25 protein-coding genes are annotated in these 23,606 nt (G+C 71.8%); 11 read left to right on the forward strand and 14 right to left on the reverse strand.

Features of this window, described 5'->3' with window-relative positions; genetic code table 11:
• Nucleotides 1–65: 65 nt before the first annotated feature.
• The 3 genes from ACTMVF_RS28185 to ACTMVF_RS28195 are packed head-to-tail and all read right to left on the reverse strand — an operon-like array spanning nucleotide 66 to nucleotide 2,322.
• Nucleotides 66–491 (reverse strand): PPOX class F420-dependent oxidoreductase, encoded by a 426-nt coding sequence (locus ACTMVF_RS28185; protein WP_441273895.1) that lies wholly within the window; start codon nucleotides 489–491, stop codon nucleotides 66–68.
• Between the two features lie 40 nt (nucleotides 492–531).
• Complete coding sequence (locus ACTMVF_RS28190; protein ID WP_441273896.1) at nucleotides 532–1,650, reverse strand: GNAT family N-acetyltransferase; 1,119 nt, start codon at nucleotides 1,648–1,650, stop codon at nucleotides 532–534.
• 27 nt (nucleotides 1,651–1,677) lie between these two features.
• Nucleotides 1,678–2,322, reverse strand: a complete 645-nt coding sequence (locus ACTMVF_RS28195; protein WP_441273897.1) for an HD domain-containing protein — start codon at nucleotides 2,320–2,322, stop codon at nucleotides 1,678–1,680.
• A gap of 66 nt (nucleotides 2,323–2,388) precedes the next feature.
• Here ACTMVF_RS28195 and ACTMVF_RS28200 point away from each other — a divergent pair, with 66 nt between their 5' ends.
• Together ACTMVF_RS28200 and ACTMVF_RS28205 are read left to right on the forward strand one after the other, a co-directional pair.
• Complete coding sequence (locus ACTMVF_RS28200; RefSeq protein WP_441273898.1) at nucleotides 2,389–3,063, forward strand: maleylpyruvate isomerase family mycothiol-dependent enzyme; 675 nt, start codon at nucleotides 2,389–2,391, stop codon at nucleotides 3,061–3,063.
• A gap of 77 nt (nucleotides 3,064–3,140) precedes the next feature.
• Complete coding sequence (locus tag ACTMVF_RS28205) at nucleotides 3,141–3,839, forward strand: copper homeostasis protein CutC (RefSeq protein WP_441273899.1); 699 nt, start codon at nucleotides 3,141–3,143, stop codon at nucleotides 3,837–3,839.
• A gap of 18 nt (nucleotides 3,840–3,857) precedes the next feature.
• Here the strand turns inward: ACTMVF_RS28205 and ACTMVF_RS28210 are convergent, their stop codons facing one another.
• Nucleotides 3,858–4,424 carry an LppU/SCO3897 family protein gene (locus ACTMVF_RS28210; protein ID WP_441273900.1) on the reverse strand — a complete coding sequence of 189 codons (567 nt, stop codon included), beginning with the start codon at nucleotides 4,422–4,424 and terminating at the stop codon, nucleotides 3,858–3,860.
• Between ACTMVF_RS28210 and ACTMVF_RS28215 the strand changes: the two genes are divergently transcribed.
• Nucleotides 4,423–4,575 (forward strand): hypothetical protein, encoded by a 153-nt coding sequence (locus ACTMVF_RS28215; protein WP_441273901.1) that lies wholly within the window; start codon nucleotides 4,423–4,425, stop codon nucleotides 4,573–4,575. The two genes, ACTMVF_RS28210 and ACTMVF_RS28215, sit on opposite strands and share 2 nt — an antisense overlap.
• A gap of 74 nt (nucleotides 4,576–4,649) precedes the next feature.
• Here the strand turns inward: ACTMVF_RS28215 and ACTMVF_RS28220 are convergent, their stop codons facing one another.
• The gene (locus tag ACTMVF_RS28220; protein ID WP_441273902.1) at nucleotides 4,650–6,710 is read right to left on the reverse strand and encodes a HelD family protein; all 2,061 of its coding nucleotides are present in this window, start codon (nucleotides 6,708–6,710) and stop codon (nucleotides 4,650–4,652) included.
• Nucleotides 6,711–7,277: 567 nt separating this feature from the next.
• Between ACTMVF_RS28220 and ACTMVF_RS28225 the strand changes: the two genes are divergently transcribed.
• The 3 genes from ACTMVF_RS28225 (at nucleotide 7,278) to ACTMVF_RS28235 (ending at nucleotide 9,015) form a co-directional block, all read left to right on the forward strand.
• Complete coding sequence (locus ACTMVF_RS28225; protein WP_441273903.1) at nucleotides 7,278–7,460, forward strand: hypothetical protein; 183 nt, start codon at nucleotides 7,278–7,280, stop codon at nucleotides 7,458–7,460.
• A gap of 140 nt (nucleotides 7,461–7,600) precedes the next feature.
• On the forward strand, nucleotides 7,601–8,722 hold the full coding sequence (locus ACTMVF_RS28230) for a glycosyltransferase 87 family protein (protein ID WP_441274059.1): 1,122 nt from the start codon (nucleotides 7,601–7,603) through the stop codon (nucleotides 8,720–8,722).
• Complete coding sequence (locus ACTMVF_RS28235; RefSeq protein ID WP_441273904.1) at nucleotides 8,683–9,015, forward strand: hypothetical protein; 333 nt, start codon at nucleotides 8,683–8,685, stop codon at nucleotides 9,013–9,015. Before ACTMVF_RS28230 ends, ACTMVF_RS28235 begins: the two co-directional genes overlap by 40 nt.
• A gap of 20 nt (nucleotides 9,016–9,035) precedes the next feature.
• Here the strand turns inward: ACTMVF_RS28235 and ACTMVF_RS28240 are convergent, their stop codons facing one another.
• Nucleotides 9,036–10,682, reverse strand: coding sequence for a DNA repair helicase XPB (locus tag ACTMVF_RS28240; protein WP_441273905.1), 1,647 nt, complete (start codon nucleotides 10,680–10,682; stop codon nucleotides 9,036–9,038).
• Nucleotides 10,683–10,859: 177 nt separating this feature from the next.
• Between ACTMVF_RS28240 and istB the strand changes: the two genes are divergently transcribed.
• The gene (gene istB / locus ACTMVF_RS28245) at nucleotides 10,860–12,113 is read left to right on the forward strand and encodes an IS21-like element helper ATPase IstB (protein ID WP_441273906.1); all 1,254 of its coding nucleotides are present in this window, start codon (nucleotides 10,860–10,862) and stop codon (nucleotides 12,111–12,113) included.
• On the opposite strand, the gene ACTMVF_RS28250 is transcribed toward istB, so the two are convergent.
• From ACTMVF_RS28250 to ACTMVF_RS28260, 3 genes are all read right to left on the reverse strand, one after another.
• Nucleotides 12,082–12,273 (reverse strand): hypothetical protein, encoded by a 192-nt coding sequence (locus ACTMVF_RS28250; protein WP_441273907.1) that lies wholly within the window; start codon nucleotides 12,271–12,273, stop codon nucleotides 12,082–12,084. The two genes, istB and ACTMVF_RS28250, sit on opposite strands and share 32 nt — an antisense overlap.
• A gap of 131 nt (nucleotides 12,274–12,404) precedes the next feature.
• Nucleotides 12,405–12,530, reverse strand: coding sequence for a hypothetical protein (locus ACTMVF_RS28255; protein ID WP_441273908.1), 126 nt, complete (start codon nucleotides 12,528–12,530; stop codon nucleotides 12,405–12,407).
• Nucleotides 12,531–12,690: 160 nt separating this feature from the next.
• Nucleotides 12,691–15,225, reverse strand: coding sequence for a helicase-associated domain-containing protein (locus ACTMVF_RS28260; RefSeq protein WP_441273909.1), 2,535 nt, complete (start codon nucleotides 15,223–15,225; stop codon nucleotides 12,691–12,693).
• Between the two features lie 210 nt (nucleotides 15,226–15,435).
• On the opposite strand from ACTMVF_RS28260, the gene ACTMVF_RS28265 reads away from it, so the two are divergent.
• The 3 genes from ACTMVF_RS28265 (at nucleotide 15,436) to ACTMVF_RS28275 (ending at nucleotide 18,937) form a co-directional block, all read left to right on the forward strand.
• On the forward strand, nucleotides 15,436–17,076 hold the full coding sequence (locus ACTMVF_RS28265) for a substrate-binding domain-containing protein (protein ID WP_441273910.1): 1,641 nt from the start codon (nucleotides 15,436–15,438) through the stop codon (nucleotides 17,074–17,076).
• 117 nt (nucleotides 17,077–17,193) lie between these two features.
• The gene (locus ACTMVF_RS28270) at nucleotides 17,194–18,201 is read left to right on the forward strand and encodes a hypothetical protein (protein ID WP_441273911.1); all 1,008 of its coding nucleotides are present in this window, start codon (nucleotides 17,194–17,196) and stop codon (nucleotides 18,199–18,201) included.
• Nucleotides 18,202–18,304: 103 nt separating this feature from the next.
• Complete coding sequence (locus ACTMVF_RS28275; protein WP_441273912.1) at nucleotides 18,305–18,937, forward strand: HAD family hydrolase; 633 nt, start codon at nucleotides 18,305–18,307, stop codon at nucleotides 18,935–18,937.
• Here the strand turns inward: ACTMVF_RS28275 and ACTMVF_RS28280 are convergent.
• Entirely contained in the window at nucleotides 18,910–19,164 is a 255-nt protein-coding gene (locus tag ACTMVF_RS28280) for a hypothetical protein (RefSeq protein WP_441273913.1), read from the reverse strand. The genes ACTMVF_RS28275 and ACTMVF_RS28280 overlap by 28 nt on opposite strands.
• A 165-nt stretch (nucleotides 19,165–19,329) precedes the next feature.
• On the opposite strand from ACTMVF_RS28280, the gene ACTMVF_RS28285 reads away from it, so the two are divergent.
• On the forward strand, nucleotides 19,330–19,713 hold the full coding sequence (locus ACTMVF_RS28285; RefSeq protein ID WP_058924654.1) for a cold-shock protein: 384 nt from the start codon (nucleotides 19,330–19,332) through the stop codon (nucleotides 19,711–19,713).
• Nucleotides 19,714–19,767: 54 nt separating this feature from the next.
• On the opposite strand, the gene ACTMVF_RS28290 is transcribed toward ACTMVF_RS28285, so the two are convergent.
• The 4 genes from ACTMVF_RS28290 to ACTMVF_RS28305 form a co-directional block, all read right to left on the reverse strand.
• Complete coding sequence (locus ACTMVF_RS28290) at nucleotides 19,768–20,628, reverse strand: 1,4-dihydroxy-6-naphthoate synthase (RefSeq protein ID WP_441273914.1); 861 nt, start codon at nucleotides 20,626–20,628, stop codon at nucleotides 19,768–19,770.
• Nucleotides 20,618–21,265 carry a futalosine hydrolase gene (locus ACTMVF_RS28295; RefSeq protein WP_441273915.1) on the reverse strand — a complete coding sequence of 216 codons (648 nt, stop codon included), beginning with the start codon at nucleotides 21,263–21,265 and terminating at the stop codon, nucleotides 20,618–20,620. Before ACTMVF_RS28295 ends, ACTMVF_RS28290 begins: the two co-directional genes overlap by 11 nt.
• 23 nt (nucleotides 21,266–21,288) lie before the next feature.
• Nucleotides 21,289–21,762, reverse strand: coding sequence for a DUF2771 domain-containing protein (locus ACTMVF_RS28300; RefSeq protein WP_441273916.1), 474 nt, complete (start codon nucleotides 21,760–21,762; stop codon nucleotides 21,289–21,291).
• Between the two features lie 104 nt (nucleotides 21,763–21,866).
• Nucleotides 21,867–23,294 (reverse strand): MFS transporter, encoded by a 1,428-nt coding sequence (locus tag ACTMVF_RS28305; protein ID WP_441273917.1) that lies wholly within the window; start codon nucleotides 23,292–23,294, stop codon nucleotides 21,867–21,869.
• Between the last annotated feature and the right edge of the window lie 312 nt (nucleotides 23,295–23,606).

The raw sequence follows: 23,606 nt of genomic DNA on the forward strand, positions 1-23,606 counted from the left end.
TCGGTGGTTACACAGCTATGACGGAACGGCGAGGCGCGATGTGACATGAGCGAATGTGGCGTGGGTCACCCCCTGCCGTGCTCGGCTCGTCGCATGGGGTACCAGGTGTCTTCGGTCGGCCGAGGCGGGTCGGACAGGTTCCAGCTCCATGAGAGCGTCGGCGTGATGCGCAGATAGTGACCGGGACCCACCATGCCGACCCGCTCCACGGGGCCGTCCGCGACGCCGTAGACCCGGATGCCACGGGCGACGAACGGCTCGATGGAGAGCAGGTCGTCCACGACGAACGCCACCTTGTCGCGGCCGTGCGCGACATTGCGGAACTTGCGGGTGCCGAGCACCTGCGCGCCGGAGCCGCCGACCCAGAAGTGGGTCCCGTCGAACTCCAGGGCCACCGGGACCACGTCGGGCTGCTCGTCCGCGCAGAGGCTGGCGAGGCGGGCGAGCGGGTTCGTGGTGAGGTAGGCGATCTCCTCGTCGGTGAACGACATGGCGGCTCCCTGCGGCGGTGCGGGTCGGCTCCGCCCCAGGCTAGGCCGCCGTGGGCCGCCCCCTGCGGACGTACAGCCGGAGCGTCGGGTCCATGTCGGGCCCCTCCTGCACCGCCCGCTCCTCCTCGACCGTCGCCCGCACATACCCGGCGCGCGAGGCCACGCCCTGTGACGGGCGGTTGTCGGCCTCGACGGTGGCGCAGAGGAGTTGTACGTCGTCACGGGCCAGGGCCCACTCCGAGAGCGCGGCCAGCGCCTCGCTGGCGTAGCCGCGGCCGCGGGCGCCCTCCACGAGGTCGTAGCCGACCTCCGCCCGGCCCTCCTCGTCGGGGACGCCGTGGAAGCCCATGCCGCCGACCGCGAGGTCGTCCTCCTTGCGGACGAGGACGAACAGGCCGAACTCGGGTCGGTGCACGCCTGTCTCGTAGGCCTTCATCGTCATCCCGGCCGCTTCCCGCGTCCCCTCGAAGGGGCCGCCCACGACCCAGGTGAACCCGCCGTCGCCGCCCGCGCTCAGGTCGGCCGCGGCCGCGGGGGTGACGCCCTGGAGGGTCAGGCGCTCGGTGGGGATGACGAGGTTGTTGTGCCAGCGCCACTCGGTGACCGGCGCGCGGCCGGGCAGGTCGCCGCGGCCGGTGGCCCACAGCAGGGTGCGCCAGTGGTCGGGGCCGGGCTGGACGTGCGGGAAGATCCGGGTGAGGACGAACTCGGGGAGTTCGGCGGGGGGTTCGTACGTCAGGCCCAGGCCTTCGGCGATGTCGTGCGTGTGGAGGAGGACCTCCGCGATGCCCATCGCGGCGAAGCCCTCGCGGTTCGCGCTGCGGAAGGGGTACGGGTGGAAGGCGCGCACCTCGGGAGGTGTGGTGCGGATGGTGGCGGTGAGGATGGCGCCGGTCGTCTCGATGACCTGCAGCAGGCCCTCGTTGTCGGTGCCGTCGTCGAGGGTGATGTCGAACGGGACGTAGTCGTCCTGCGCACGTCCGGCCAGGTTGGCGGCGTAGGCGATGAGGTCTTCGGCGATATGGAACGCGGTGGCGTGGCAGTCCCACTCCAGCCGCCCGGCACTGACGGCCGTCCAGTCCCGGTCCACCGCCGTTCGCAGCAGTGCCACGCAGCCGGCCACGGCCTGTTGTACGCGTTCCCCGCTTATGTCTCGCATGCCGTGCAGGCTACGGCGGCGGGCTGGTCAGAGCGACAGCATTTCCAGCTCGGAGGAGAGGTTGTAGCGGGCGGTGGCCTCCCACTTCTCCTTCCCGTACGGCGTGCTGAAAAGGCTTGGCAGCGCCAGGAGTTGGCGCAGGATCGCGGCCCGGCCCTCGCGGAAGGCGTCGTTCGGGACGAAGTGGTACTCCTCGCGGACGGCGGCCGTGTAGGCGGCGTACGCGGAGGGCGGGGCGGCGAGGATCGCGAGGTCCGCGTCGCAGAGGACCTGGCCGTCGCGGTCGTCCGGTGCCGGGGCGTGGGTGGTGGTGAGGCGGACGAGGCGGGCCACCTCGGCGGTCCGCTCCGCGGGGACGCCGGCTTCCGGGAGGGCGCGTTCGGCGAGGCGGGCGGAGCGCTCCTCGTTCTCCGAGCGGTCGGGGAGGTACACGGCGTCGTGGAACCAGGCGGCGAGGCGTACGACGTCCGGGTCGTCGGCGTGGTCGGCCAGCTCGTCGATGTGGTCCAGGACCGCGGTGAGGTGGGTGAGCGTGTGGTAGTGGCGCTGCGGTTCCTGCCAGCGGGTGAGGAGGTTGTCGGCGTACGGGGTCGGATCGGGGTTGGTGGCGGGGGCGCGGGTCGCGTCGAGGGCTTGGGCGAAGCGGGTGCGGAGGGTGTCGAGATCGGCCATGGCGTCATTGTGGCGGGTGTGTCGGCGATCTCCCGGGCACGCGTCCGGCCGCCTAGCGTGGACGCCATGACTTCTGCTGACGTGCACGACGTACGGGATCCCGAGCTGCCGGGGCGGTTGCTGGTCGTCGAGCGGGATGCGCTGGTTCCGCTGTTGCGGGGGAGGCCGGACGCCGACTTCGCGCTGCCGACGCGCGCGTGTCCGGGGTGGTCGGTGCGGGATGTGCTGGCGCACTGTTCGGCCGCGTTGATGCGGGTGGTGGAGAACCGTTTCGAGGAGGGCGTCTTCTCGCCCGAGTCCAACGAGCGGGACATCGCCGAGCGGGCCGACTGGACCGACGCGCAGGTCGTCGACGAGCTGGAGCGCGGGATGACCGAGGCGGGGCCGGTGATCGCCAAGGCCGGCGGGGCGCTGGACGGCGTCGCGTTGGGCGAGTGGGTGCACGCCGGGGACGTACGGGAGGTGCTCGGGGAGCCGGGGGCGTACGCGGGGGCCGGGCTGCCCGACGCGCTCCGGCTGCTCGCGTGGCTGACCCGCGAGCGGCGGCACGTCCCGCTGCATGCCGACCTGGACGACGTCGACGAGCCCCTGCGCCTGGGGGAGGCGGCGGCTCCCCGCCCACCGGCGCGGTACATCGGGGACGCCGCCACACTCGTACGGCTGTATGCGGGGCGGCCGGTGGAAGGGGTGGCGTATGAGCTGGCGGGGGTTGAGGCGGGGGAGCTGAACATCTTCGCGTGACGGGCAGGCGTACCCTGGATTGGACTAGACCTGTAGTCGTCCAGTAGTCGCCGTCGAATGCCGAGGAATGGGGTCCCATGAGCAAGCGTGCAGTCCTGGAGGTGATCGCTCTCGGCGTCGAGGACGCGGTCGCCGCCCAGGCCGGGGGTGCGGATCGGCTCGAACTGGTCACCGACATGGCGGCCGACGGACTCACCCCGTCCGTCGAGACCTTCGCCGGGATTCGTGCCGCCGTCGACATCGATCTGCGCGTGATGCTCAGGCCGGCCGGCGGGTTCGCGGTGGGGGACCACCTCGAACGGCTCGTGCGGACGGCCCGGGAGATGCGGGATGCCGGGGCCGACGCGTTCGTGCTCGGGTTCCTCGATGCCGACGGCGGGGTGGACCTCCCGGCCGTCGAGCGGATCGTGGGCGAGCTGGACGGGTGCCGGTGGACCTTCCATCGGGCCATCGACCGGGTTGCCGACCGGGACGCCCTGCGCAAGCAACTGGACGGGATGCCGGGGCTGGACACGTATCTCACGGCCGGGTCGGCGGGCGGGGTGGACGACGGGCTTCCCACGCTGGTCGCCGAGGCGGCGAGGAGCGGGGACGCCGGGTACGAGCAACAGCTGCTGGTCGGGGGTGGTCTGCGCTTGGACCATGTACCGCAGCTGAGGGCCGCGGGCATCGACGCGTTCCACATCGGTGGGGCGGCTCGTCCCGATGGGTGGGGGAGGCCGGTTTCGGCCGACGCGGTCGCTTCGTGGCGGGCCGTGGTCGACGCGGCCATGTGAGTGCCGCGAGGGGGTGCCTCAGGGGGTGGGGAGCAGACACAGGGACGTGGCGCCGTCCTCGCTGTACTCCGGGTGGGCCACGTAGGCCACGTAATCCCCCGCCTCCGGGCACGAGCCGTTCGCGGGCTTCTCGACCTTGAGCTCCGCCTCCGAGGAACCGCAGTCCACGGGCCGGAGATCCTGCTCCGGCCACGTGGCGTCGTTGCGGGCGCACGAGCCCACCGTGAGGGTCGGGCGGGCGTCACCGCCGTCGCCCGACCCGACCAGCCAGCCGGTGAGCACGAGCACCGGAAATGCCACCATCACCAGGCCGAGCAGACACAGCGGGATCAGGGCCAACACCCCCGCCGGCCGCCGGAACACCGGCTTGCCCGGGTCCAGCGGTGGCCGGAAGCCGGTGGTGGCCGGTTCGGGGATGCGGCGGATGCCGGACAGGGCGCTGAGGTTGGCCAGCAGGGTGACGGGCGTGATGAGCAGCGACAGCGGGCCCCACCAGCCGAGCACCATCGTGTCCGCCTGCATGTCCCGGAAGCTCGCCAGCGCGCAGGTGCGGCAGAACAGTCCCTCGCGCTTCAGGAACCGCATGATCACGAGCATCCCCTGGTGCCCGCGGACCGTCACCGGCGCGGCGGGTGCCGCCCCGCACATCTGGCAGGCCGCCACCGGCACGGGGCCGCCACCGCCGTACTGCTGCGGCCAGGCGGGGGCGGGCTGGTACGGCCCCGGTGCCGGCTGATACGCGGAGTGCGAGGGCGGCGGAGTACTCAACGGGGGCCTTTCTGAGGGGACATGCCAGAACGGCACAGCACCTTACTCGGCCAACTGCGGTGGCAGCGGCGCCGCGTGTGTCACGATCAGCCCCGAGACCGCTCGGGTCAGGGCCACGTACAGACGTCGCAACCCCGTCCGCTCGTCCGGCTCGCCGTCCACCACCGCCTGTGGCTCGTCCAGGACGACGTAGTCGTACTCCAGGCCCTTCGCGAGCGACGCCGGGACCAGCGTCAGGCGGGTCTGCCGGGTCGTCTCCTCGCCCGGCGCCAGGTACGTGATCCCCGCCTCCGCCAGTGCCTCCGACAGGGCCGGGATCCGGGCGTCCGCGGCGATCAGGCCGATCGAGCCCTCGTAGCGCAGCAACTCCTCGCACGCGGCGACGACTTCGGCGGTCTCCGGCACTCCGCGGACCTCGAAGAATCCCGGGTTCTCACGGATCGATGCCACCGGCGTCAGGCCCGGCGCGATGGACGGGAGGAGACGGGAGGCGTACGTGATGACGTCCGTCGGGACGCGGAAGCCGGCCGTCAGCTCCTCGATCACCCCCTCCGACTTGCCGAGATGCACCAGCGCCTCGTCCCAACTCCGCGTCGCCCAGGGAGTCGTACCCTGCGCCAGGTCACCGAGGACCGTCGCCGAACCGGTCGTACAGCGGCGGCCCACCGCCCGGTACTGCATGGGGGACAGGTCCTGCGCCTCGTCGAGGACGACATGTCCGAGGGAGGGCGTGCGCGCGACGACGTCGTTCGCCTCGTCGATCAGCACGGCGTCGGCGAGGGACCACTTGGCGGCCTTGACGCTCCGCGCCGGCTTCGCCCACAGGATCGTCTTCTGCTCGTCCTCGCTCAGCAGCCCCTGAGCCTGTACGGCGAGGAAGTCCGCGTCCGAGAGCAGGCGCAGGACGAGTTTCGCCGGGTCGACCGGCGGCCAGATCGCCTTGACGGCGGCCTTCACCGCGCTGTTGCGGGCCACCGCGTCCTGCACCCGGTCGTCCGGCGCCTCGCCCGACCGCTCCATCTGCACCAGCACGGCGTGCGCGATGCGCTGCGGGAGGGCCTCGCGGGCGGCGCCGTAGCGGATGTCGCGGGCCAGCAACTCGCGGACGATCTCCTCGACTTCGTACGCCGGGACGCGCCACCTACGCGACCCGCGTACGACGACCACCGCCTCCGTCGGCATGGTCACATGCGAGTAGACGGCGCGCCGCAGCACCTCCGCCATCCTCGCGTCGCCCTTGACGACCGCGGCCGCCGCGTCGTCGGTGCCGCGCACCTCGACGTGGGCGACGAGGTCGTCGACCGTCGCCTGACGGACAGCCAACTCGCCCAGCGCCGGGAGCACTTGCTCGATGTAGTGCAGGAAGGACTTGTTCGGCCCGATGACGAGGGTGCCGGTGCGGGCGAGCCGCTCGCGGTGGGCGTACAGCAGATACGCCACCCGGTGCAGGCCGACGGCCGTCTTCCCGGTGCCCGGGCCGCCCTGCACGCACACGGTTCCGCCGAGCCCGGAGCGTACGATCTCGTCCTGCTCGGGCTGGATCGTCGCCACGATGTCGCGCATCGGGCCGACACGCGGGCGCTCGATCTCCTGCTGGAGCAGCTTGCTGGTCTTCGCCGCCTCCGCCGGGTCGGAGAGGTGTTCGTCCTCGTACGCCGTGAGCTCGCCGCCCGTGTAACCGAAGCGGCGGCGCAGCCCGATGTCCATCGGGTCCTTCTTGGACGCCCGGTAGAAGGGCTGGGACACCGGCGCCCGCCAGTCGATGACCATCGGGTCGCCCTCGGCATCGTGCACATGCCGACGCCCGATGTAGAAGCGCTCGCCCTGCGCGCCTTCCGCCTCCTCGGCGCCGGGCGCGTGCAGATAGTCGAGCCGGCCGAAGAACAGCGGGGTGTCGCTGAGGTCGGCCAGGGCCTTGATGCGCAAGTCGATCTGGTGGGCGAGGACTTCGGCATTGACCCAGTTCGCGGTCACGTCGCTGATGTCGAGCGACTCGACGTCCTCCCGCATGGCACGCAGGGCGGCACGGGAGGAGGCGAGGTGGGAGCGCTCTCGGAAGAGCGGATCGAGCGGGTCGAGGGGGTCGTCGACGGGCGTGGCCAAGGGGGTGCCTCCGGAGGGACCTACAGGTAGGTGAGCGCAGGTAGGTGATCGAGAGAGCCGACCGGTTTCCGTCCGGGCGGCGGCACTCCGCGGGGGGAGGCGGGCAAGAGCGGAGATCTTAGGCGAGCGGGGAAGGCGAACGCCACCGAATATTGCACCCGCCGGCCGCCATGGTTCCCGGCTCGGGCCCCCGTCCGCCAGCCGCCATGGTTCCCGGCCCGGATCTCGTTCCGCTGGCCGCTGCGGATTCTGCCGAGGGTTCCGGTCCGGTGGGCGCCGCGGATTCCGCCACGGGTCCTGGTCCGCGGACCGCCACGGGTCCCGGTCCGCTGACCGCCACGGGTCCCGGTCCGCTGCCCGTCCTGGTTCCCGGCCCGGATTCCGCCACGGATCTCGGTCCGCTGCCCGCCGCGGAGCCCGCCCAGGGCTCCGGCCCGGATCCGTCCCCTAGGGGACACCGCCCTCCCCCTGAGGGGCGGCAGTCCGTCCGGAGGTGTACGTGGGCAGTAGGCGGCTTCGCCCCGCAGGCCGATGTGGTCTTTATGTCCGCGAATCCATCATGGAGACATGAGCGCAGCAACCATCAACCCAGCCCCCGTGGGTCCCCGCGGAGCGACAGCGCTCCAGGGGAGTCACCACCGTCATCGCATCGGCGAAGCCCTGCGTGCCGTCAAGGTGTTCGCAGGTGCGGCCTTCGACGTGATCATCCTCGGCGAGTACGGCGAGGAGGCGGGCGTCCGCCGCAAGTGACCGTCTAGGGTCACCGCGTGACCCGCCGATCACGCACCGAAATCTACCGATCGCTCACCGCAACACCCTTTGTCCTACTGATCGTTTCCGGCCTCTCCCTGACGGCCTTCACGGCCCTCTGCCTCCACCAGCGCATCCCGATGGCCGACGCGCTGGTCTACCGGGCGGAAGGACAGGCGGTCCTGCGCGGCGGCGACGACCTCTACGGCTTCACCGTCACCGAGTGGCAGCTCCCCGCCACCTACCCGCCCTTCGCGGCCCTCCTCTTCGTCCCGGCGGCGCTGCTCCCGGTGCCGGCCCTCAAAGCGACCTTCCTGGCGGGCAACGCGCTCCTGCTCGCCGTACTCGTTCATCTCTCCGCCCGGCTGTCGGGCCTGGCGAGGATCCGCCTCCCGCGCCGAACAACCCTCTGCGCCGCCACGGCGGCGGCCCTCTGGCTGGAGCCGGTCTTCCAGACGCTCCTCTTCGGCCAGATCAACCTCGCCCTGGCCTGCCTGATCCTCTGGGACCTCACCCGGCCGTCGGGCGCCCGCTTCAAGGGCGCCGCCGTGGGCGTCGCGGCCGGGATCAAGCTGACGCCGGCGATCTTCATCGCGTACCTGCTGCTGCGCGGGCGACACCGCGAGGCCGGGACGGCGACGGCGGCGTGCGTCGGGACGGTCGTGCTCGGCGCCCTCGCCCTCCCCTCCGCGAGCCTCGACTTCTGGACCCGGCGCCTCTACGAGACGGACCGCGTGGGCAAGGCCTGGATCGTCGACAACCAGTCGTTGCAGGGGCTGATCGCCCGCGCCCTCGGCGACCCGGCACCGGGCCCGGCGGCCTGGGCGCTGCCGTGCGCGGCGGTCGCGCTCACCGGCCTGTGGCTGGCCGCACGCGCCGTCGAGGAGCGGCACGCGATCCTCCTGACGGCGTTCACGGCGCTGCTGGTCTCACCGATCAGCTGGTCCCACCACTGGGTGTGGTGCGTCCCGCTGATCGCCGTACTGCTGGCAGAGGGCCGTACGCGTACGGCCGCGCTCGTGGCCCTCGTGTTCACTGCCCGCACGATGTGGCTGCTGCCGCACGACGGGGACCTGGACCTGCAACTGCCCTGGTGGCAGCAGCCGTTGGCGTCGCCGTACGCCCTCCTGGTGCCGGCCCTGCTCTTTGCATATGACAGTATGATCATTCGCAATTTGAGCAGTTCAAGCAATCGAGCAAATCGAGCAAACGGGGAAGCACTATGCGTTTCGCGTCGCTTCGCAAGGCGGCCGCCGGCCTGACCGCCGCCACCACCCTCGCCCTGGGCGCCACCCTCCTGGCCGCGCCCAGCGCCTCCGCCGTCGGGTCCTCCGCCTGCACCAAGAACATCAAGGACGCGACCTGGTCCATCACGCGCTGGGGCGACACCATCATGCGCAACGGCCCGGCCGAGAGCTACAGGAAGAACAAGGGCCTCTTCACCGGGGACACCGTCCGCGTGTACTGCCGGGCGTACAACAAGAAGACCGCCACCTTCTGGTACTACGGCAAGAACGGCAACACCAAGGGCTGGGTCGACGAGTACGCCTTCTAGGACACGGGCACCGTGTCCGACTAACGGCCCTCGGTGAGGATGTCGTCCGCGTCCATGATCCGGTACGCATACCCCTGCTCCGCCAGGAAGCGCTGGCGGTGGGCGGCGAAGTCCTGGTCGATCGTGTCGCGGGCGACGACCGAGTAGAAGTGGGCCTGGTGCCCGTCGGCCTTGGGTCGCAGGACCCGGCCGAGGCGCTGGGCCTCCTCCTGGCGGGAGCCGAAGGTGCCGGAGACCTGGATGGCGACGGTCGCCTCCGGCAGGTCGATGGAGAAGTTGGCGACCTTGGACACCACGAGGACGCTGATCTCGCCCTGCCGGAAGGCGTCGAAGAGCTTCTCGCGCTGGGCGTTGGAGGTCTCGCCCTTGATGACCGGGGCGTCGAGGTGCTCGCCCAGTTCGTCGAGCTGGTCGATGTACTGGCCGATGACCAGGATCTGCTGCCCGGCGAAACGCCGGACGATGGCCTCCGTGACCTTCCGCTTGGTGTCGGTCGTCGCGCAGAAGCGGTACTTCTCCTCCTGCTCGGCGGTGGCGTACGCGAGCCGCTCGGAGTCCGTCAGATTGACCCGCACCTCCACACAGTCCGCGGGCGCGATGTAACCCTGCGCCTCGATCTCCTTCCAGGGCGCGTCGAACCGCTTGGGACCGATGAGCGAGAAGACGTCGGACTCGCGCCCGTCCTCCCGCACGAGGGTCGCGGTGAGCCCGAGCCGCCGCCGGGCCTGGAGATCGGCGGTGAACTTGAAGACCGGCGCCGGCAGCAGATGCACCTCGTCGTAGACGATCAGACCCCAGTCCCGGGAGTCGAACAGCTCCAGGTGCGGATAGACACCCTTCCGCTTGGTGGTGAGCACCTGGTACGTGGCGATGGTGACGGGCCGGATCTCCTTGCGCGTCCCGCTGTACTCACCGATCTCGTCCTCGGTCAGTGACGTCCGCTTCACCAGCTCGTGCTTCCACTGCCGGGCGGAGACGGTGTTGGTGACGAGGATGAGCGTCGTCGACTTGGCCTGAGCCATGGACCCGGCGCCGACCAGGGTCTTGCCCGCCCCGCACGGCAGGACCACGACCCCACTGCCGCCGTGCCAGAAGTTCTCGACGGCCTGCTTCTGATACGGGCGCAGCGCCCACCCGTCCTCGGCCAGCTCGATCGGATGCGCCTCGCCGTCGACGTACCCCGCGAGGTCCTCGGCGGGCCAGCCCAGCTTCAGCAGGGTCTGCTTAATCTGCCCCCGCTCGGAGGGATGGACGACGACGGTGTCCGGGTCGATACGGGCGCCGACGAGGGGCGCGATCCGCTTGGAGCGGAGCACCTCCTCCAGGACCGGCCGGTCGGTGGACGTCAGGACCAGGCCGTGGGCCGGGTGCTTGCTCAGGGTCAGGCGGCCGTACCGGTCCATCGTCTCGGCGATGTCGACCAGCAGCGCGTGCGGCACCGGATACCGGCTGTACTGCACCAGCGCGTCCACGACCTGCTCGGCGTCGTGCCCCGCCGCGCGCGCGTTCCACAGCCCGAGCGGCGTCACCCGGTACGTGTGGATGTGCTCCGGCGCCCGCTCCAGCTCCGCGAACGGCGCGATGGCCCGACGGCAGTCGTCGGCCTGCTCGTGGTCGACTTCCAGGAGCAGGGTCTTGTCGGACTGGACGATCAGTGGACCATTCACGCGCGGCAACCTTTCCGTACGGCCGGACGGCGCGACCAAACGTCCAGTGTGCCTGATCGTCGCCCGGGCCGGGGCGGTCGGCGTCGGTCGGCGTCTGCGGTCCTACAGGATGTCTATTCAGTCCTGTGGGTGGTTCGGTTGAGCTGTTCGGCGGCCGTTTCCGAAGAATGGCGGATCGTGACGACGACGACAATCGGTTACGCCCTGTTCGCCACCCGCTGGCTGCAAGCCCCGCTGTACGTCGGCCTGGTGGCCGCCCAGGGCGTGTACGTCTACAAATTCTTCTACGAGCTGTGGACCTTAATCGTCAGGTGCGTGAGCGGGCAGGCGACCGAGACGTATGTGATGCTCGCGGTGCTCAAGCTGGTCGATGTCGTCATGATCGCCAATCTGCTGATCATGGTGATCGTCGGAGGCTATGAGACGTTCGTCTCGCGCATCGGCCTGCAGGGCCACCGTGACCAGCCCGAATGGCTCTCGCACGTCAACTCCAACGTGCTGAAGGTGAAGCTCGCCACCGCCATCGTGGGCATCTCCTCGGTCCATCTGCTGCAGATGTTCGTGGATGTGCACCACACCTCACAGCACTCACTGCTGTGGGGCACGGTGATCCACATGGCGTTCATCGCCTCGGCGGCGATCCTGGCGTACATGTCGGGGCCGATGGCCGCCTACCGGGCCGATCACGCACTGCACCAGGAGAGCGGGGGGCAGGGAGCCGACGGGGTGTCGTCGTCGTCCGCGCCGTCCGCGCCGTCCGCGGCATCTTCGGAAGCGGCGACCGCCGTGCGTTCCGTGCCGATCCCGGCCCAGGCAGCCGCCCCACACGCCGCCGACGCCGGCGCCGAGGCCCGTGTCCTGGCCGCCGGGTTCCCCGCCCGCAAGCTCCTGGAGGACTTCGACGAGGCGCACCCGCGCACCTTCGACCGGGAGGCCGTGGCCCGGCTCGGCAAGCTGGACTTCGTCGCCGCCCGCCGGAACGTGCTGTTCGTCGGCCCGCCCGGCACCGGCAAGACGCATCTGGCCGTCGGCCTCGGCGTGCGCGCCTGCCAGGCCGGCCACTCGGTGCGGTTCGCGACGGCCGCGGAGTGGGCCGCCCGGCTGGCCGGCGCACAGGACGCCGGCCGGCTCGCCGAGGAGCTCACCGCGCTCGACGACCACGCCCTGCTGATCGTCGACGAGGTCGGCTACACCCCCTTCGACGCGGAGACCGCAGCCCTCTTCTTCCAACTGGTCGCGCACCGCTACGAACGGGCCTCGCTGATCGTGACCAGCGACCGTCCGCTGGGCCGCTGGGACGAGATCTTCGGCGGCCCCTCCGCGTTGGCGATGGTGGACCGGCTGGCCCACCACGCCGAGCTCGTACGGATCGACGGCGACAGCTACCGGATGCGCCGGGCTACTTCAGGATGGGCAGACCGAAGTTGTTGATCAACGGTCCCTCGATGCTGATGCCTTCGGTGATCAGGGACTCCGTGCCGGCCGCCGCCGGGACAGGCAGCGGCAGGGCGGGGGCGGGGGCCGCGGCGGCGAGTACGCCGACGAGGACGGTGGCGGCGATGGTGGCGAGGCGGGCGAGGGTGGGACGCATGGGTGCTGGTGAGCCTTTCTGACGCCGGGACGGGAAGGGGCGGGTGGCTGACGCCGCGACGGGACACGTGGTGAGCCGGACGGGCCGGGCCCCGCGGTACGGGGGCCGGCCCGGCGCGTGCGCGGACGGGGTCAGATCGGGATCTCGACCACCGCGCCGGCGATGTCGACGGCGACCGCTGCGGCCTGGGTGGCGAAGGCTCCGATCATGGTGGCGGTGGCGGTCAGCACGGTGGCGATGCGGCGCGCAGTGCGCATGGGACAACTACCTCTCTGTTGCGCTCACTTGAGAGCGTGATCAGGACACCCGGTGGCTGCCCCGCGCCCCGTGCCGCGATGCGGAAAGGCCCGCAAGGTCCCTCAAGAGTTGGAAGAGCCCGGCGTGGCGTGCATGGAACGCCGGGTACACCCGAACGAGTCAGACCTGGTCGTCCGCCAGCTCCGCCACCCCCGTGATCCGGTGCAGCGGATACGTCCGTACCTCGTCCGCGGTGTGGTCGTACGCCGTCACGAAGCCGCCCTCGACCCGCACCGGGGCGATGACCCGTTGGCTCGCGGTGCCCTCGGCGTTGACGTAGCCGATCCACAGGGACTCGCCGGTCAGGACGGCGGCCTGCATGGTGGCGAGGGTCTCGGCGGAGGTCGTGCGGGGCAGGTCGCCGCCGGTCACCGGAGCCGCGGTCGCACTCGGCCTGCGCGGGGTCGTGGAGGCGAGGTCGCCCGCGCGGATGGCGCGGATCGCGGCCGCCAGCAGGGTGGCGTCCGGTGTCGGCGGGCCGTCGGGGACCGGCTCGGGGGCCGTACGTGGTGGGGTGCGGTGGGCGTCGGCGCGGGTGATCAGGACGTCGCCCTCCGCCGACTCGGCGGCCGGGGCGAAGCCCATCGCGCGCAGGCCGTCGAGCAGTGTCGCCGGGTCCGCCCGGGTGGCGAGCACCGTCGGAGCCAGGCGGCGCAGGTGCAGCCCGGCGGCCCGCTTGTCGGCGAGGATCTCGTTCAGCAGCGCGTCGTCGTCGCAGCGGACGTACGCCGAAGCGGCGCCCACCCGCAGATGGCCGTGCTTACGGGCCACGTCGTCGATCAGGTACGCCAACGGCTGCGGCACCGGCGTACGGGAGTGCTCGGCCAGGAAGGCGTGCAGGTCGGAGGCGCTTCGGCCGGCGTCGAGAGCGCGGCGTACCGAGCCGGGGGTGAAGCGGTAGACCGTCGCGCCGCCCTTGGACTCCACGTCCGCGAGCACGCCCAGCATCTCGGCGAGCGGGCGCCGCAGCGGGCCGGGGGCCACGGCCGTGAGGTCGGCCTGGAGGAGGACGTGGTCGAGCGGCTCGGGGAGGAGGGGGGCGAGGAGACGGGCGGCGGCTGCGGAGGCGACGGTCTGCTCGGCGGGGGAGAGGGGCTCGGGGGGTGCGGTCGGACGGTGGTGGTGCACGGGGAGTTTGTCGCCGGGGCCGACCGGCTCCCCGGCGGCCGGCTCCGGCAGCCGCGCGCCCAGCAACGCCCGCCCCTGCGCCGACAGCGCCCCCCGCCCCGTCACCCCCAGCAGCTCCGCCTCGGTCAGCGTCCACCGGGCGAGGCGGCCGCGCAGGTCGTCGTCCTGCTGGGGCCCGCGCAAGGGCCGCTCCCAGCGCAGCCGCGCCAGCACCGACTCGGCGGACGGGGACGCCCCCTCCGGCAGCCCGGCGAGCAGGGTCAGCACCCGGTGCCGTACCTCCGGCGCGGCCGAGCGGTCCAGGCCCGGGCCCAGCGCCGACAACGTACGGTCCTTCGCGTCCCGCCCCCCGACCACACCCGCCGTACGCGTCGCCGTCAGCCACGCCTCCGCCAGCCGCACCCAGCGCTGCGCCGGGGGCTGCTCCAGCCACTCGTCGTAGGCGGGCGTCGCCGCGTACCGCTCGTCGGCCTCGCCGTCGGAGGCCAGCAGCCCCGCGGCGTAGGCGAGCTCGACCCAGAACGCGGCCATGGGCTCGGAGACATCGAGCGCGACCGCGGTCCGCTTGAGGTCCCGCACGCTCAGGCCGCCCGCCCGCAACACGGTCGGCCCGCCCTCGTCCCAGTCCTTCAGCAGTTCCTCGACGGTCGCAAGCGCCGTGTACGCCTGCCCGGCCGCGGTCGAGTCCACCATCTGTGGACGGTGCGTCGCGGTCGCCTCGACGGGCGGCGGCAGCGGCTCGGTGGTGCGGTGCGCACGGCCGGCCCGCAGATGCAGGGCCACCTCGCGGGGGAGTACGACCGTGCCGGGCGCCGTCGGGAGGAGCAGGCCGCGGTCCAGCAGCCAGCGCAGGTGGGACGCGGGGTCGGCGCTGACCTGGCCGTACGGCGGCCCCCAGACCAGGCGCGTGAGGACCTCCCGGGACTCCTCCGGAGCGTCGGCGAGCAGGGCCGCCATGCGCCGCCGGTCGGTGAACAGGGCGGTGAGCGACGACACGGCGGACACGGCGTCGTGCGTCGAGGGCAGCCCGGCCGCCGTGACGATCTCCTGGATACGGCCCGGCGACATGCCCGCGGTGGCTTCCTGCACGGTCGGGCCCAGCCCGGTGGGGGACGGGTGCTGTGGCGAGGGCGCCAGCAGCTCACGTGCCGTACGGACGAGTCGCAGCCGGTCGTCGGAGCCCCACACCAGGGCCTGGTCGCGCAGAGTCCCCAGGGCGTGCGGAAGCGCGCCGGCGACGCTCGGATCGCCTTCGTCACCCGCCATCAACGCGAGCAGTTCGTCGTACGTCGCCGGATCCGCCGCCACGGCCAGCGCCTGAGCCGTCTGCAGCGCGAAGCGGTCCAGCCGCTCCAGGGCGCGCACCACGGAGGCCCGCGTCCCGGCGCGGGTCGCCAGCTGCGTGAGGTCGGTCGGGACGGGGGTGATGAGGTCGGGGCGGCTGCGCAGGAGCACGGCCAGGGAGGCGTCGTCCCGCGCACGGAGGGCTTCCGCGAGGGAACGGGGCGGTGTAGCCGGGTCGCTCATCCGACCCACGGTAGCGGGTGGGGCGACGGGGCAGGGGGTGTGCCGGACGCCTGAAACGCCGTCCGACGGCGAACGGAACGTTTCGCAGATGGCCCCCGGATGAACATCGTCCGGAGGATTCCCGCGCCTCTGGCAACACCGCGCACCCACTGGTCACCCTGGGCTCCCTGCCAACTGCTTCACGGCTCAAGGGAATCGGGGGATCCTGCGGTGGGCGAACAGATCGAGCGGTGGATCGCGATCCTCAGTCTCGGGTTTCCCGTGGTGGCGTTCCTGTGGGAGTTCGCCATCGTCGGCCGCAAGCGGCTCGGCTACCGGGTGCAGATGGACACCCTGGCCGCGGACGCCGCCGACAAGCCGTATGCCGACGTACTGGGGGACATGCGGCACGACGGCCACCAGCTCAAGGACCCCTCGTTCGTCCTGCTGCGCATCGAGAACGCCGGGTCGGCCAAGATCGTCTCCGAGGACTACCTGGCCGACCCCGCCGACCCCTACGGCATCAAGGTCACCTTCCGGAACCGCCGGGTCGCGGCCGTGGTCCTCACCGATCCGAGCAACAACGCGCTCCGGGACTTCTTCTTCGAGGAGGTGACGGAAGGCGACAACCTTCGCATCGTCGCCAAACCTGGCTTCCGCCGGAGCAACAACGTGCAGGACCGCACGGGCACCATCCGGCTGCCGAAGGTGACCCTGCCCCGGGGCGCCGAGTACAAGGTGCTCGTCGTACTGGAACGCTGGCCCGACGACCACAGCACCGACAACTTCCCGGACCCAGTCGTCCAGGGGACCGACGGGCACGACCGCTGGTACGACCCGCTGGTGCGGTTCTTCCGGCTGAAGGCGACCAGGACCGAGAGCCATGTCTTCGCGTCCCGCCCCGCCTGGTGGGCCATCTGGATCCTGATCGCGGCCGTCGTCGTCCAGGCCTCCTTCACGCTCTTCTTCCGCAGCGACCGACGGCCCCCGCTGGACTGCGTCGGCGGCACCCTCCACCTGCACGGCTCCACCGCCTTCGCGCCCGCGGTACGGGCCGCCGCACACGACTACCTCAAGCGGTGCGAGGGCGCGGATGTGCACATCCCGCTCGCGGACGACACCTTCAAGGGCAGCACCGACGGCGTCACCGACCTGGACAAGGCCGGAAAGGACGCCGGCATCCCGGTCGGCGAGGGCCTCGGCGACCACATCGCCTTCACCGACGGCATGGCCTCCGACGGCCACCCCCGGCTGATCCCCCGACCCGTCGCGCTGTCCGTCTTCACCCTCGTCGTCAACAAGGACGCGGGCGTGCAGAACCTGAGTCTCGCCCAGATCCGCGAGATCTTCGCCGGCCGGATCCAGAACTGGTCCGAGGTCGGCGGCAACGACGTGCCCGTCCACCTCGTCAACCGCGACCCCGGCTCGGGCACCCGCAGCGCCCTCGTCGGCAAGGTCCTGGGCGGCAAGGAACCGCCCCAGTTCACCGAGACCGACTGCGCCGCCCTCAACCCGAAACGGTACGGCCGCTGCGAGGTCACCAGCACGGACACCATGCTGAACACCGCCGCCGCGACCCCCGGCGCCATCGGCTACAGCGAGACCAGCGGCGTCAACGGACACAAGGCGGCAGACGGACTCGTCAAAGTGACGATCGACGGCCGGGAACCGACGGCGGAGGGCGTCGAGGACACCGACTACCCCTACTGGCAGACCGAGTTCGCCTACACCTACGGCGAGGCTCCGGCCGGCTCCGTCGCCGCGGCCTTCCTCAACTTCCTCACCCAGCAGAGCGGCCGCGACATCCTCCGCGACCACGGCCACGGCCTCTGCTCCGAGGTCCAGAACTCGGGGGAGTGCCGCCCCCTCTGACGCCCCACCCACTGGTCCGCCCCAGCCCACCCACTGGTCCGACCCAGCCCACCCACCCTGTACTGCGCTAACGTCGTCCCCCCGGGTATCCAACGCACCCACCCCGGAGGGGACTTCGTGGGGATCGAGAGCGACCAGGTCGTCTACGAGTATCTGAGCCGCGTCGGCGATGTGGCTCAGCAGCGGCAGTTGCCGTCGGCCACCCGCATGCGCCTGGTCAACGAGCTGCGCGGCGAGATCGACCGGCGGCGCGCGAAGGCCCCCGTCGACAGCCCCGCCGCCGTCCGCCGCATCATCGCCCGCCTCGGCACCCCGGACGAGGTCGTCACGGCCGCCGGAGGCAATGCCGCCCCCACGCCCCAGGCGCCGGTCACCTCCGTGCCCGCCCAGCCGGACAGCCGGGAGAGCCGGGCCGACGAGGAACGGCCCAAGGGGCTGCGCCGTATCGTGCCGCGCCCGCGCCCCGCCGAGACACCGGCGGTACCCGACGCCGCGCCCCCGCCGCCCCACCTCGCCGGCACGGCGGACCTGGGCGGCAGCGCGACCCAGCCCGACTGGTGGCGGGTGGACAGCAGCCCCTTCGGCCCCGGCGAGGACGTCCCGGGATTCGTCGGCGGCGTCGAGATCCCGGAGATGCTCCGCCGCCCGCCTTCGCCGGAGGAGACGCGGCTCAAGAAGAAGGAGCCCGCCGAGGACGTGGCCCCGGCTGCCATCGAGCAGGCCGACGCCCCGGAGGCGGCCCCCCGTCGCCGCCGCCTCCTGCCGCGCCGCCCGACCCTCCCCACCGGCCGCTGGAGCAACCCCCTGCTCCTGCTCGCCGCCGCCCTCCTCGTCGCCGGCGCCGTCCTCGGCAACCTCATCGCCCTGCTCCTCGGCTGGCTCATCGCCTGGGGCTCGCGACGGTTGTCGGACGCCGAGACCAAGTGGGCGGTCGTGATCCTGCCCGGCCTCTCCCTCACGGCAGGCGTGGTCTGGCTATGGGGCCGCACGGAGGGCCGCTGGGGCACCGCCATCGCCGAGGGCCAGATGAACGCCGCGCTCAGCGAGACCTGGCCCTGGGTGCTGCGGGGGGCGGCGGTGACATCGGCGCTGTTCATCGTCTGGCGTTCACAGAAACGCCCTTAGGGGCGCGGGGCTGTATCGATATGCGGCTCCGCCGCGTGGGCGCGACAAGCCCCCACGCACCCGCAGCCGCCACACAACGAGTAGGGCCGAGCTACTGGGCACAATGACCCATATGGCTTCCATAACCGTCGGCTTCGATCTCGACATGACCCTCATAGACTCCCGCCCCGGCATCCACGCCTGCTACACGGCGCTGGCGGAGCGGACCGGGACCCACATCGACGCCGACCTGGCGATCACGCGGCTCGGCCCACCGCTGGAGGACGAGCTGATCAACTGGTTCCCGGCGGAGCAGCTCGCGGCGACAGCCGACCTCTACCGCGAGATGTACCCGGCGATAGCCATCACCGCAACGCCGGCACTCCCCGGCGCCGACAAAGCCATCGCCGCCGTACGCGCCGCAGGCTGTCGCGCGATCGTCGTCACCGCCAAGTACGAGCCGAACGCCAAGCTGCACCTGGAACACCTCGGCATCGAACCGGACGCGGTCATCGGCAACCTCTGGGCCGAGCAGAAGGCCGATGCCCTGCGCGAGTACGCGGCGAGCGTCTACGTCGGCGACCACCAGGGAGACATCCGCGCCGCCCGCGCGGCCGACGCCCTGTCCGTCACCGTGGCGACCGGACCGTACGGTGCCGATGAACTCGGCGCGCTCGGCGCGGACGTCGTGCTCACGGACCTGACCGAGTTCCCGGCCTGGCTCGCGGGCTACCTCGACGGGACGCCGCGCGCCTGACGCCGCCCCGCCCCGATTCCGCGGAGCACCCCCGCGCCGGCGATGAGGAATCCGACGCCCATGAGCATGCTCAGTCCGAACATGTACGTCGGAAATGGCGTCGTACCGAGCAGGAACGGGGCCACAGTGACCAGAGTGGCCACGGCACCGATGAAGAACACGACCGCACCGGCACGGATCAGTCGGTCACCGGGGGCGGCGGAATTCGTTTGGGTTTTGTCGCGCACCGGACCAGGGTAGTTCCCTGCGCGAAGGAACAACCGGGCGACGTCTTGTCACCGGCCCCCGGAGCATTAGCCTTGGTAGCGGCGGGTCATGGTCGACCCGCTGTAGTGCTATCAAGAGCCGTTTTCAGAAGCAGTTTTCCGACGAGTACGAGGACGAGGACAGACGTGCCTACCGGCAAGGTCAAGTGGTTCAACAGCGAGAAGGGCTTCGGCTTTCTCTCCCGCGACGACGGCGGTGACGTCTTCGTCCATTCCTCGGTCCTCCCCGCCGGAGTCGAGACACTCAAGCCGGGCCAGCGCGTCGAGTTCGGCGTGGTCGCCGGCCAGCGCGGCGACCAGGCGCTCTCGGTCACGGTGCTGGATCCGACCCCCTCGGTCGCGGCCGCCACCCGCAAGAAGCCGGACGAACTGGCGTCCATCGTCCAGGACCTGACGACCCTCCTGGAGAACATCACGCCGATGCTGGAGCGAGGCCGCTACCCCGAGAAGACCGCCGGCAAGAAGATCGCCGGCCTGCTGCGGGCGGTCGCCGACCAGCTCGACGTATAGGGACTCAGACGTGTAGGAGCTCGGACGTATAGGGGCTCAACGGACTCAACGGACTTACGGGAAGTCCAGCACAGCACGGCCGAGGGGCGGCACCAGCCCCTCGGCCGCCGCGCGTGTGAGCAGTCCCCGCACCGCCGCATAGCCGTCCTCGCCGAGGTCGGCGGTGAACTCGTTGACGTACAGGCCGATGTGCTGGTCGGCGACGGTCGGGTCCATCTCCTGGGCGTGCTCCATGACGTAGGCGCGGGAGGCCTCGGGGTCGTCCCAGGCGGCCCGTACGGAGGTGCGGATCGAGTCGGCGAGCAGGGTCAGCGTGGCCGCGCCCAGGGACCTCTTCGCGATGATCGCGCCCAGCGGGATGGGCAGCCCGGTGGTGGCCTCCCAGTGCTCGCCCATGTCCGCGAGCTTGTGCAGCCCGTAGTTCTGGTACGTGAAGCGCGCCTCGTGGATGACGAGCCCCGCGTCGACCTTCCCGTCCCGCACGGCGGGCATGATCTCGTGGAACGGCATGACCACGATCTCGCCGACCCCGCCCGGGAGCGTGTCCGCCGCCCAGAGGCGGAACAGCAGGTACGCCGTCGACTTCTCGCTCGGTACGGCCACCGTACGGCCGGTGAGATCCACGCCCGCCTCCCGCGTCAGCACCAGCGGGCCGCACCCCCGGCCCAGCGCGCCGCCGCAGGGCAGCAGGGCGTACTCGCCGAGGACGTACGGCAGCACGGCGTACGACACCTTCAGCACGTCGAACTCGCCGCGCTCGGCCATGCCGTTGGTGATGTCGATGTCGGCGAAGGTGACGTCGAGGGCGGGGGCGCCGGGGACGCGGTCGTGGGCGAGGGCGTCGAAGACGAAGGTGTCGTTCGGGCAGGGGGAGTACGCGATCCGCAAGGGCTGTCGCTGCTGCTCACCGGTCATGCGGGTGCCAACCTTCCAGGACGGGTGCGAGCTTCCCGAAGGCCTCGGTGAGGGCCGCCAGCGCGTCGCCGATGCGCCAGGCGGCGCGGTCGCGCGGGCCGACGGGGTTGGAGACCGCGCGCAGCTCCAGCACGGGCGTGCGGTGCGCGGCCGCGGCCTCGGCGACGCCGAAGCCCTCCATGGCCTCCGCGAGGGCGGTGGGGTGGCGTTCGCGCAGCTCGGCGGCGCGGACGGCGGTGCCGGTCACCGTGGAGACGGTGAGGATCGCGCCGGGGCGCGCGCCGGTGGCGGTCGCCACCTCTCGTACGAGTGCTTCGGGAGGACGGTGGGTGACGGTGCCGAAGCCCAGCTCGGTGACGGGCAGGAAGCCGTCGGGGGTCTGCGCGCCCAGGTCGGCGACGGTGATCTCGTCGGCGACGACGAGGGCGCCGACCGGGGCGTGGGGCGCGAAGCCGCCCGCGATGCCGGCCGAGACGACCAGGCCGTAGGGGGCGCCTTCGAGGGCGGCCGTGGTGAGGGCCGTGGCGGTGGAGGCTGCGGCGAGGGCGGGGCCCACGCCGGCGGCGATCACGTCGACGCCGGGTGCCTCGAGCGCCTGGGCCACCGCGTCCCGCTCAGCGGGGACCGCGGTGGCCACCAGGACACGTACGGCAGACGTGGTCAGCTGTCCTTCTTGAGCTTGAAGGACCACAGACCCGTCACGTCCTGCTCACCCTCCTTGATCGACACCAGCGTGGAGTCGCCGCTGGCGCCGTACTGGGCGTTGAAGAACACGCTGCCCGGGATGGTGCGGTAGGTCTTCTTGCTGGAGTCGGTGAGCGGCTGACCGTTCATGAGGACGGTCCAGCCCTCTTCCGCGATCTCCGGGTCGACCCCGAAGCGCACGGTCTCGTCGGGGTCCACCTTGATGGACTTGATGCCCTTGTCCTTCAGGCACTTGGCCAGGTCCGCGGTCTTCAGGGCGTCGCCCTCACCACCGCAGGTGGCCTCCGCGTTGACGGAGGAGGTGCCGACGGTGATCGTCGCCATCGGCGTCGGCTTGTCGCAGGCCGACAGGACGAGCAGTCCGGCGGAAACGGCGCCGGCGGCGGCGAGCGCGCGGCGGCGTCGCACAACGGAATGCATCGAGGTCATGGGCGAAGGCTATCGGGCCCATGTGACGCTCTCTCCATGTGGGGGCGGCGTGCCGTACGTCACGGGGACGGCATGCCGTACGTCACGGGGGCGGGGCGAGCGCGTCAGGTCACCCGCGGCCGTGCGTGGCCGCCGCGCCGCGCCGAGCCGATCAGGCCCTTGATCGTGGTCAGCCAGCCAGTGGCGACGATCGCCGCGCCGACCAGCAGGCCCAGGGAGCCCCTCAGCGGCAGCACGATGCCGACCGCGCCGCCGAGCACCCAGGACACCTGCAGCAGCGTCTCGGAGCGCGCGAACGCCGACGTACGGACCAGTTCGGGCACGTCCCGCTGGATCAGCGCGTCCAGCGACAGCTTGGCCAGCGCCTGCGCGAAGCCCGCGGTCGCCGCGAGGAACGCCACCAGGACCGCGCCGAAGAAGGCCGCGGCCGTGAGCGCCGCGAGCAGCACGAACCCCACCACCGTCACGATGATGATCTCGGGCGCCCGGGAGCGCAGCCACGCGCCCACCGCGGTACCGCACGCGTTCCCGACCCCGGCCGAGCCGGCCACTATGCCCAGCGACACGGCCGCGCTCTGCCCGGACATCGGGTGCTCGCGCAGCAGGAACGCGAGGAAGAAGATCAGGAAGCCGGACAGACAGCGCAGGGCGGCGTTGGCGCCGAGGGCGTGGGTGACGGCGATGCCGACCGTGCGCAGCCCGGGGCGCTTGACCGGCTTGAGGTGCGGCCCGTGCAGATGCTGCTCGTCGGCCGCGAGCAGCGCGGTGTCCTCGCCCTTGGCCGAGTCGACCTTCGGCGGCAGCGAGAACGACAGGAACGTACCGGCGATGAAGATCACGAATGCGCCGTACAGCGGATAGCGCGGCCCCAGCGCCTGGAGCCCCGCGCCTATGGGCGCCGCGATGCCGGTGGCGAGGAGGCCGCCGAGCGTGACCCGGGAATTGGCCTTCACCAGGGAGAAGGTGGGTGGCAGCAGCCGGGGCACCACGGCGCTTCTGACGACGCCGTAGGCCTTCGAGGCGACCAGTACCCCGAGCGCGGCCGGATACAGCTCGATGCTGCCGGTGACGACCGCCCCGGACAGGACCAGCGCGAGCATCGCCCGGGCGAACATGGCCCCCGCCATGGCGGCGCGGCGGCCATGCGGAACCCGGTCGAGGAGCGGGCCGATCACCGGCGCGAGGACGGTGAACGGCGCCATGGTGATGCCGAGGTACAGCGCGACCCGGCCGCGGGCCTCGTCGGTGGGGACGGAGAAGAACACGGTGGAGGCCAGGGCGACGGTGATCATCATGTCCCCGGCGCCGTTCACCCCGTGCAGTTCGATCAGCTTGCCGAGGCCGGACTCCCCGGCGCCGTGCGCGTGGGTCGCCTTGCGGATGCCGCGGGCGGTGCCGGTGAACGGGAAGTGCAGGGCACGGCCGACCGCACGGAAGGAGCCGCGCGTCCGGCCCGTTCCGCCACCTCGATTCCGGCCCCCCTTGGCCCCACCGACACCGGTGGCTCCTTGGGGCGGCTTCGCGGTTGCCACGACGCAATAGTGCCCCGAGATGGGGGTGGGTAGTGCGGTTACGGCGCGTATGGAGTGCACGGTCTCGGGTCGGCCGGGGGTGACCGACGGGTCGCGGGCCGGTCTCGGCACGGTTCCGAGCCGGTTCCGACCCGGTTCCGGCACCCGCCGCGCAGCGGTGAAAGGGCCGTCGGTGTAGGCCCAGCGCTCGCGAACAGGTAGCGTGCGTATCTCAGCCATCCCGCACAATGGATGACGTAGGTGCGCCCGAGCGCGATTCGGATGCGGACGTCGACGCGGCCCACTGGTCCGCTCCGTTCGCTCCACCGCCTC

Origin of the sequence: Streptomyces sp. SD31 (assembly GCF_052068475.1) — a bacterium.
Lineage (GTDB): Bacteria > Actinomycetota > Actinomycetes > Streptomycetales > Streptomycetaceae > Streptomyces.

Coding starts and splice junctions, on each gene's coding strand:
- ACTMVF_RS28185 (WP_441273895.1), bottom strand. CDS start 491: ATGTCGTTCACCGACGAGGAGATCGCCTACCTCACCACGAACCCGCTC.
- ACTMVF_RS28190 (WP_441273896.1), bottom strand. CDS start 1,650: ATGCGAGACATAAGCGGGGAACGCGTACAACAGGCCGTGGCCGGCTGC.
- ACTMVF_RS28195 (WP_441273897.1), bottom strand. CDS start 2,322: ATGGCCGATCTCGACACCCTCCGCACCCGCTTCGCCCAAGCCCTCGAC.
- ACTMVF_RS28200 (WP_441273898.1), top strand. CDS start 2,389: ATGACTTCTGCTGACGTGCACGACGTACGGGATCCCGAGCTGCCGGGG.
- ACTMVF_RS28205 (WP_441273899.1), top strand. CDS start 3,141: ATGAGCAAGCGTGCAGTCCTGGAGGTGATCGCTCTCGGCGTCGAGGAC.
- ACTMVF_RS28215 (WP_441273901.1), top strand. CDS start 4,423: ATGATCACGAGCATCCCCTGGTGCCCGCGGACCGTCACCGGCGCGGCG.
- ACTMVF_RS28210 (WP_441273900.1), bottom strand. CDS start 4,424: ATGCGGTTCCTGAAGCGCGAGGGACTGTTCTGCCGCACCTGCGCGCTG.
- ACTMVF_RS28225 (WP_441273903.1), top strand. CDS start 7,278: ATGAGCGCAGCAACCATCAACCCAGCCCCCGTGGGTCCCCGCGGAGCG.
- ACTMVF_RS28230 (WP_441274059.1), top strand. CDS start 7,601: ATGGCCGACGCGCTGGTCTACCGGGCGGAAGGACAGGCGGTCCTGCGC.
- ACTMVF_RS28235 (WP_441273904.1), top strand. CDS start 8,683: ATGCGTTTCGCGTCGCTTCGCAAGGCGGCCGCCGGCCTGACCGCCGCC.
- ACTMVF_RS28250 (WP_441273907.1), bottom strand. CDS start 12,273: ATGCGTCCCACCCTCGCCCGCCTCGCCACCATCGCCGCCACCGTCCTC.
- ACTMVF_RS28255 (WP_441273908.1), bottom strand. CDS start 12,530: ATGCGCACTGCGCGCCGCATCGCCACCGTGCTGACCGCCACCGCCACC.
- ACTMVF_RS28260 (WP_441273909.1), bottom strand. CDS start 15,225: ATGAGCGACCCGGCTACACCGCCCCGTTCCCTCGCGGAAGCCCTCCGT.
- ACTMVF_RS28275 (WP_441273912.1), top strand. CDS start 18,305: ATGACCCATATGGCTTCCATAACCGTCGGCTTCGATCTCGACATGACC.
- ACTMVF_RS28290 (WP_441273914.1), bottom strand. CDS start 20,628: ATGACCGGTGAGCAGCAGCGACAGCCCTTGCGGATCGCGTACTCCCCC.
- ACTMVF_RS28300 (WP_441273916.1), bottom strand. CDS start 21,762: ATGACCTCGATGCATTCCGTTGTGCGACGCCGCCGCGCGCTCGCCGCC.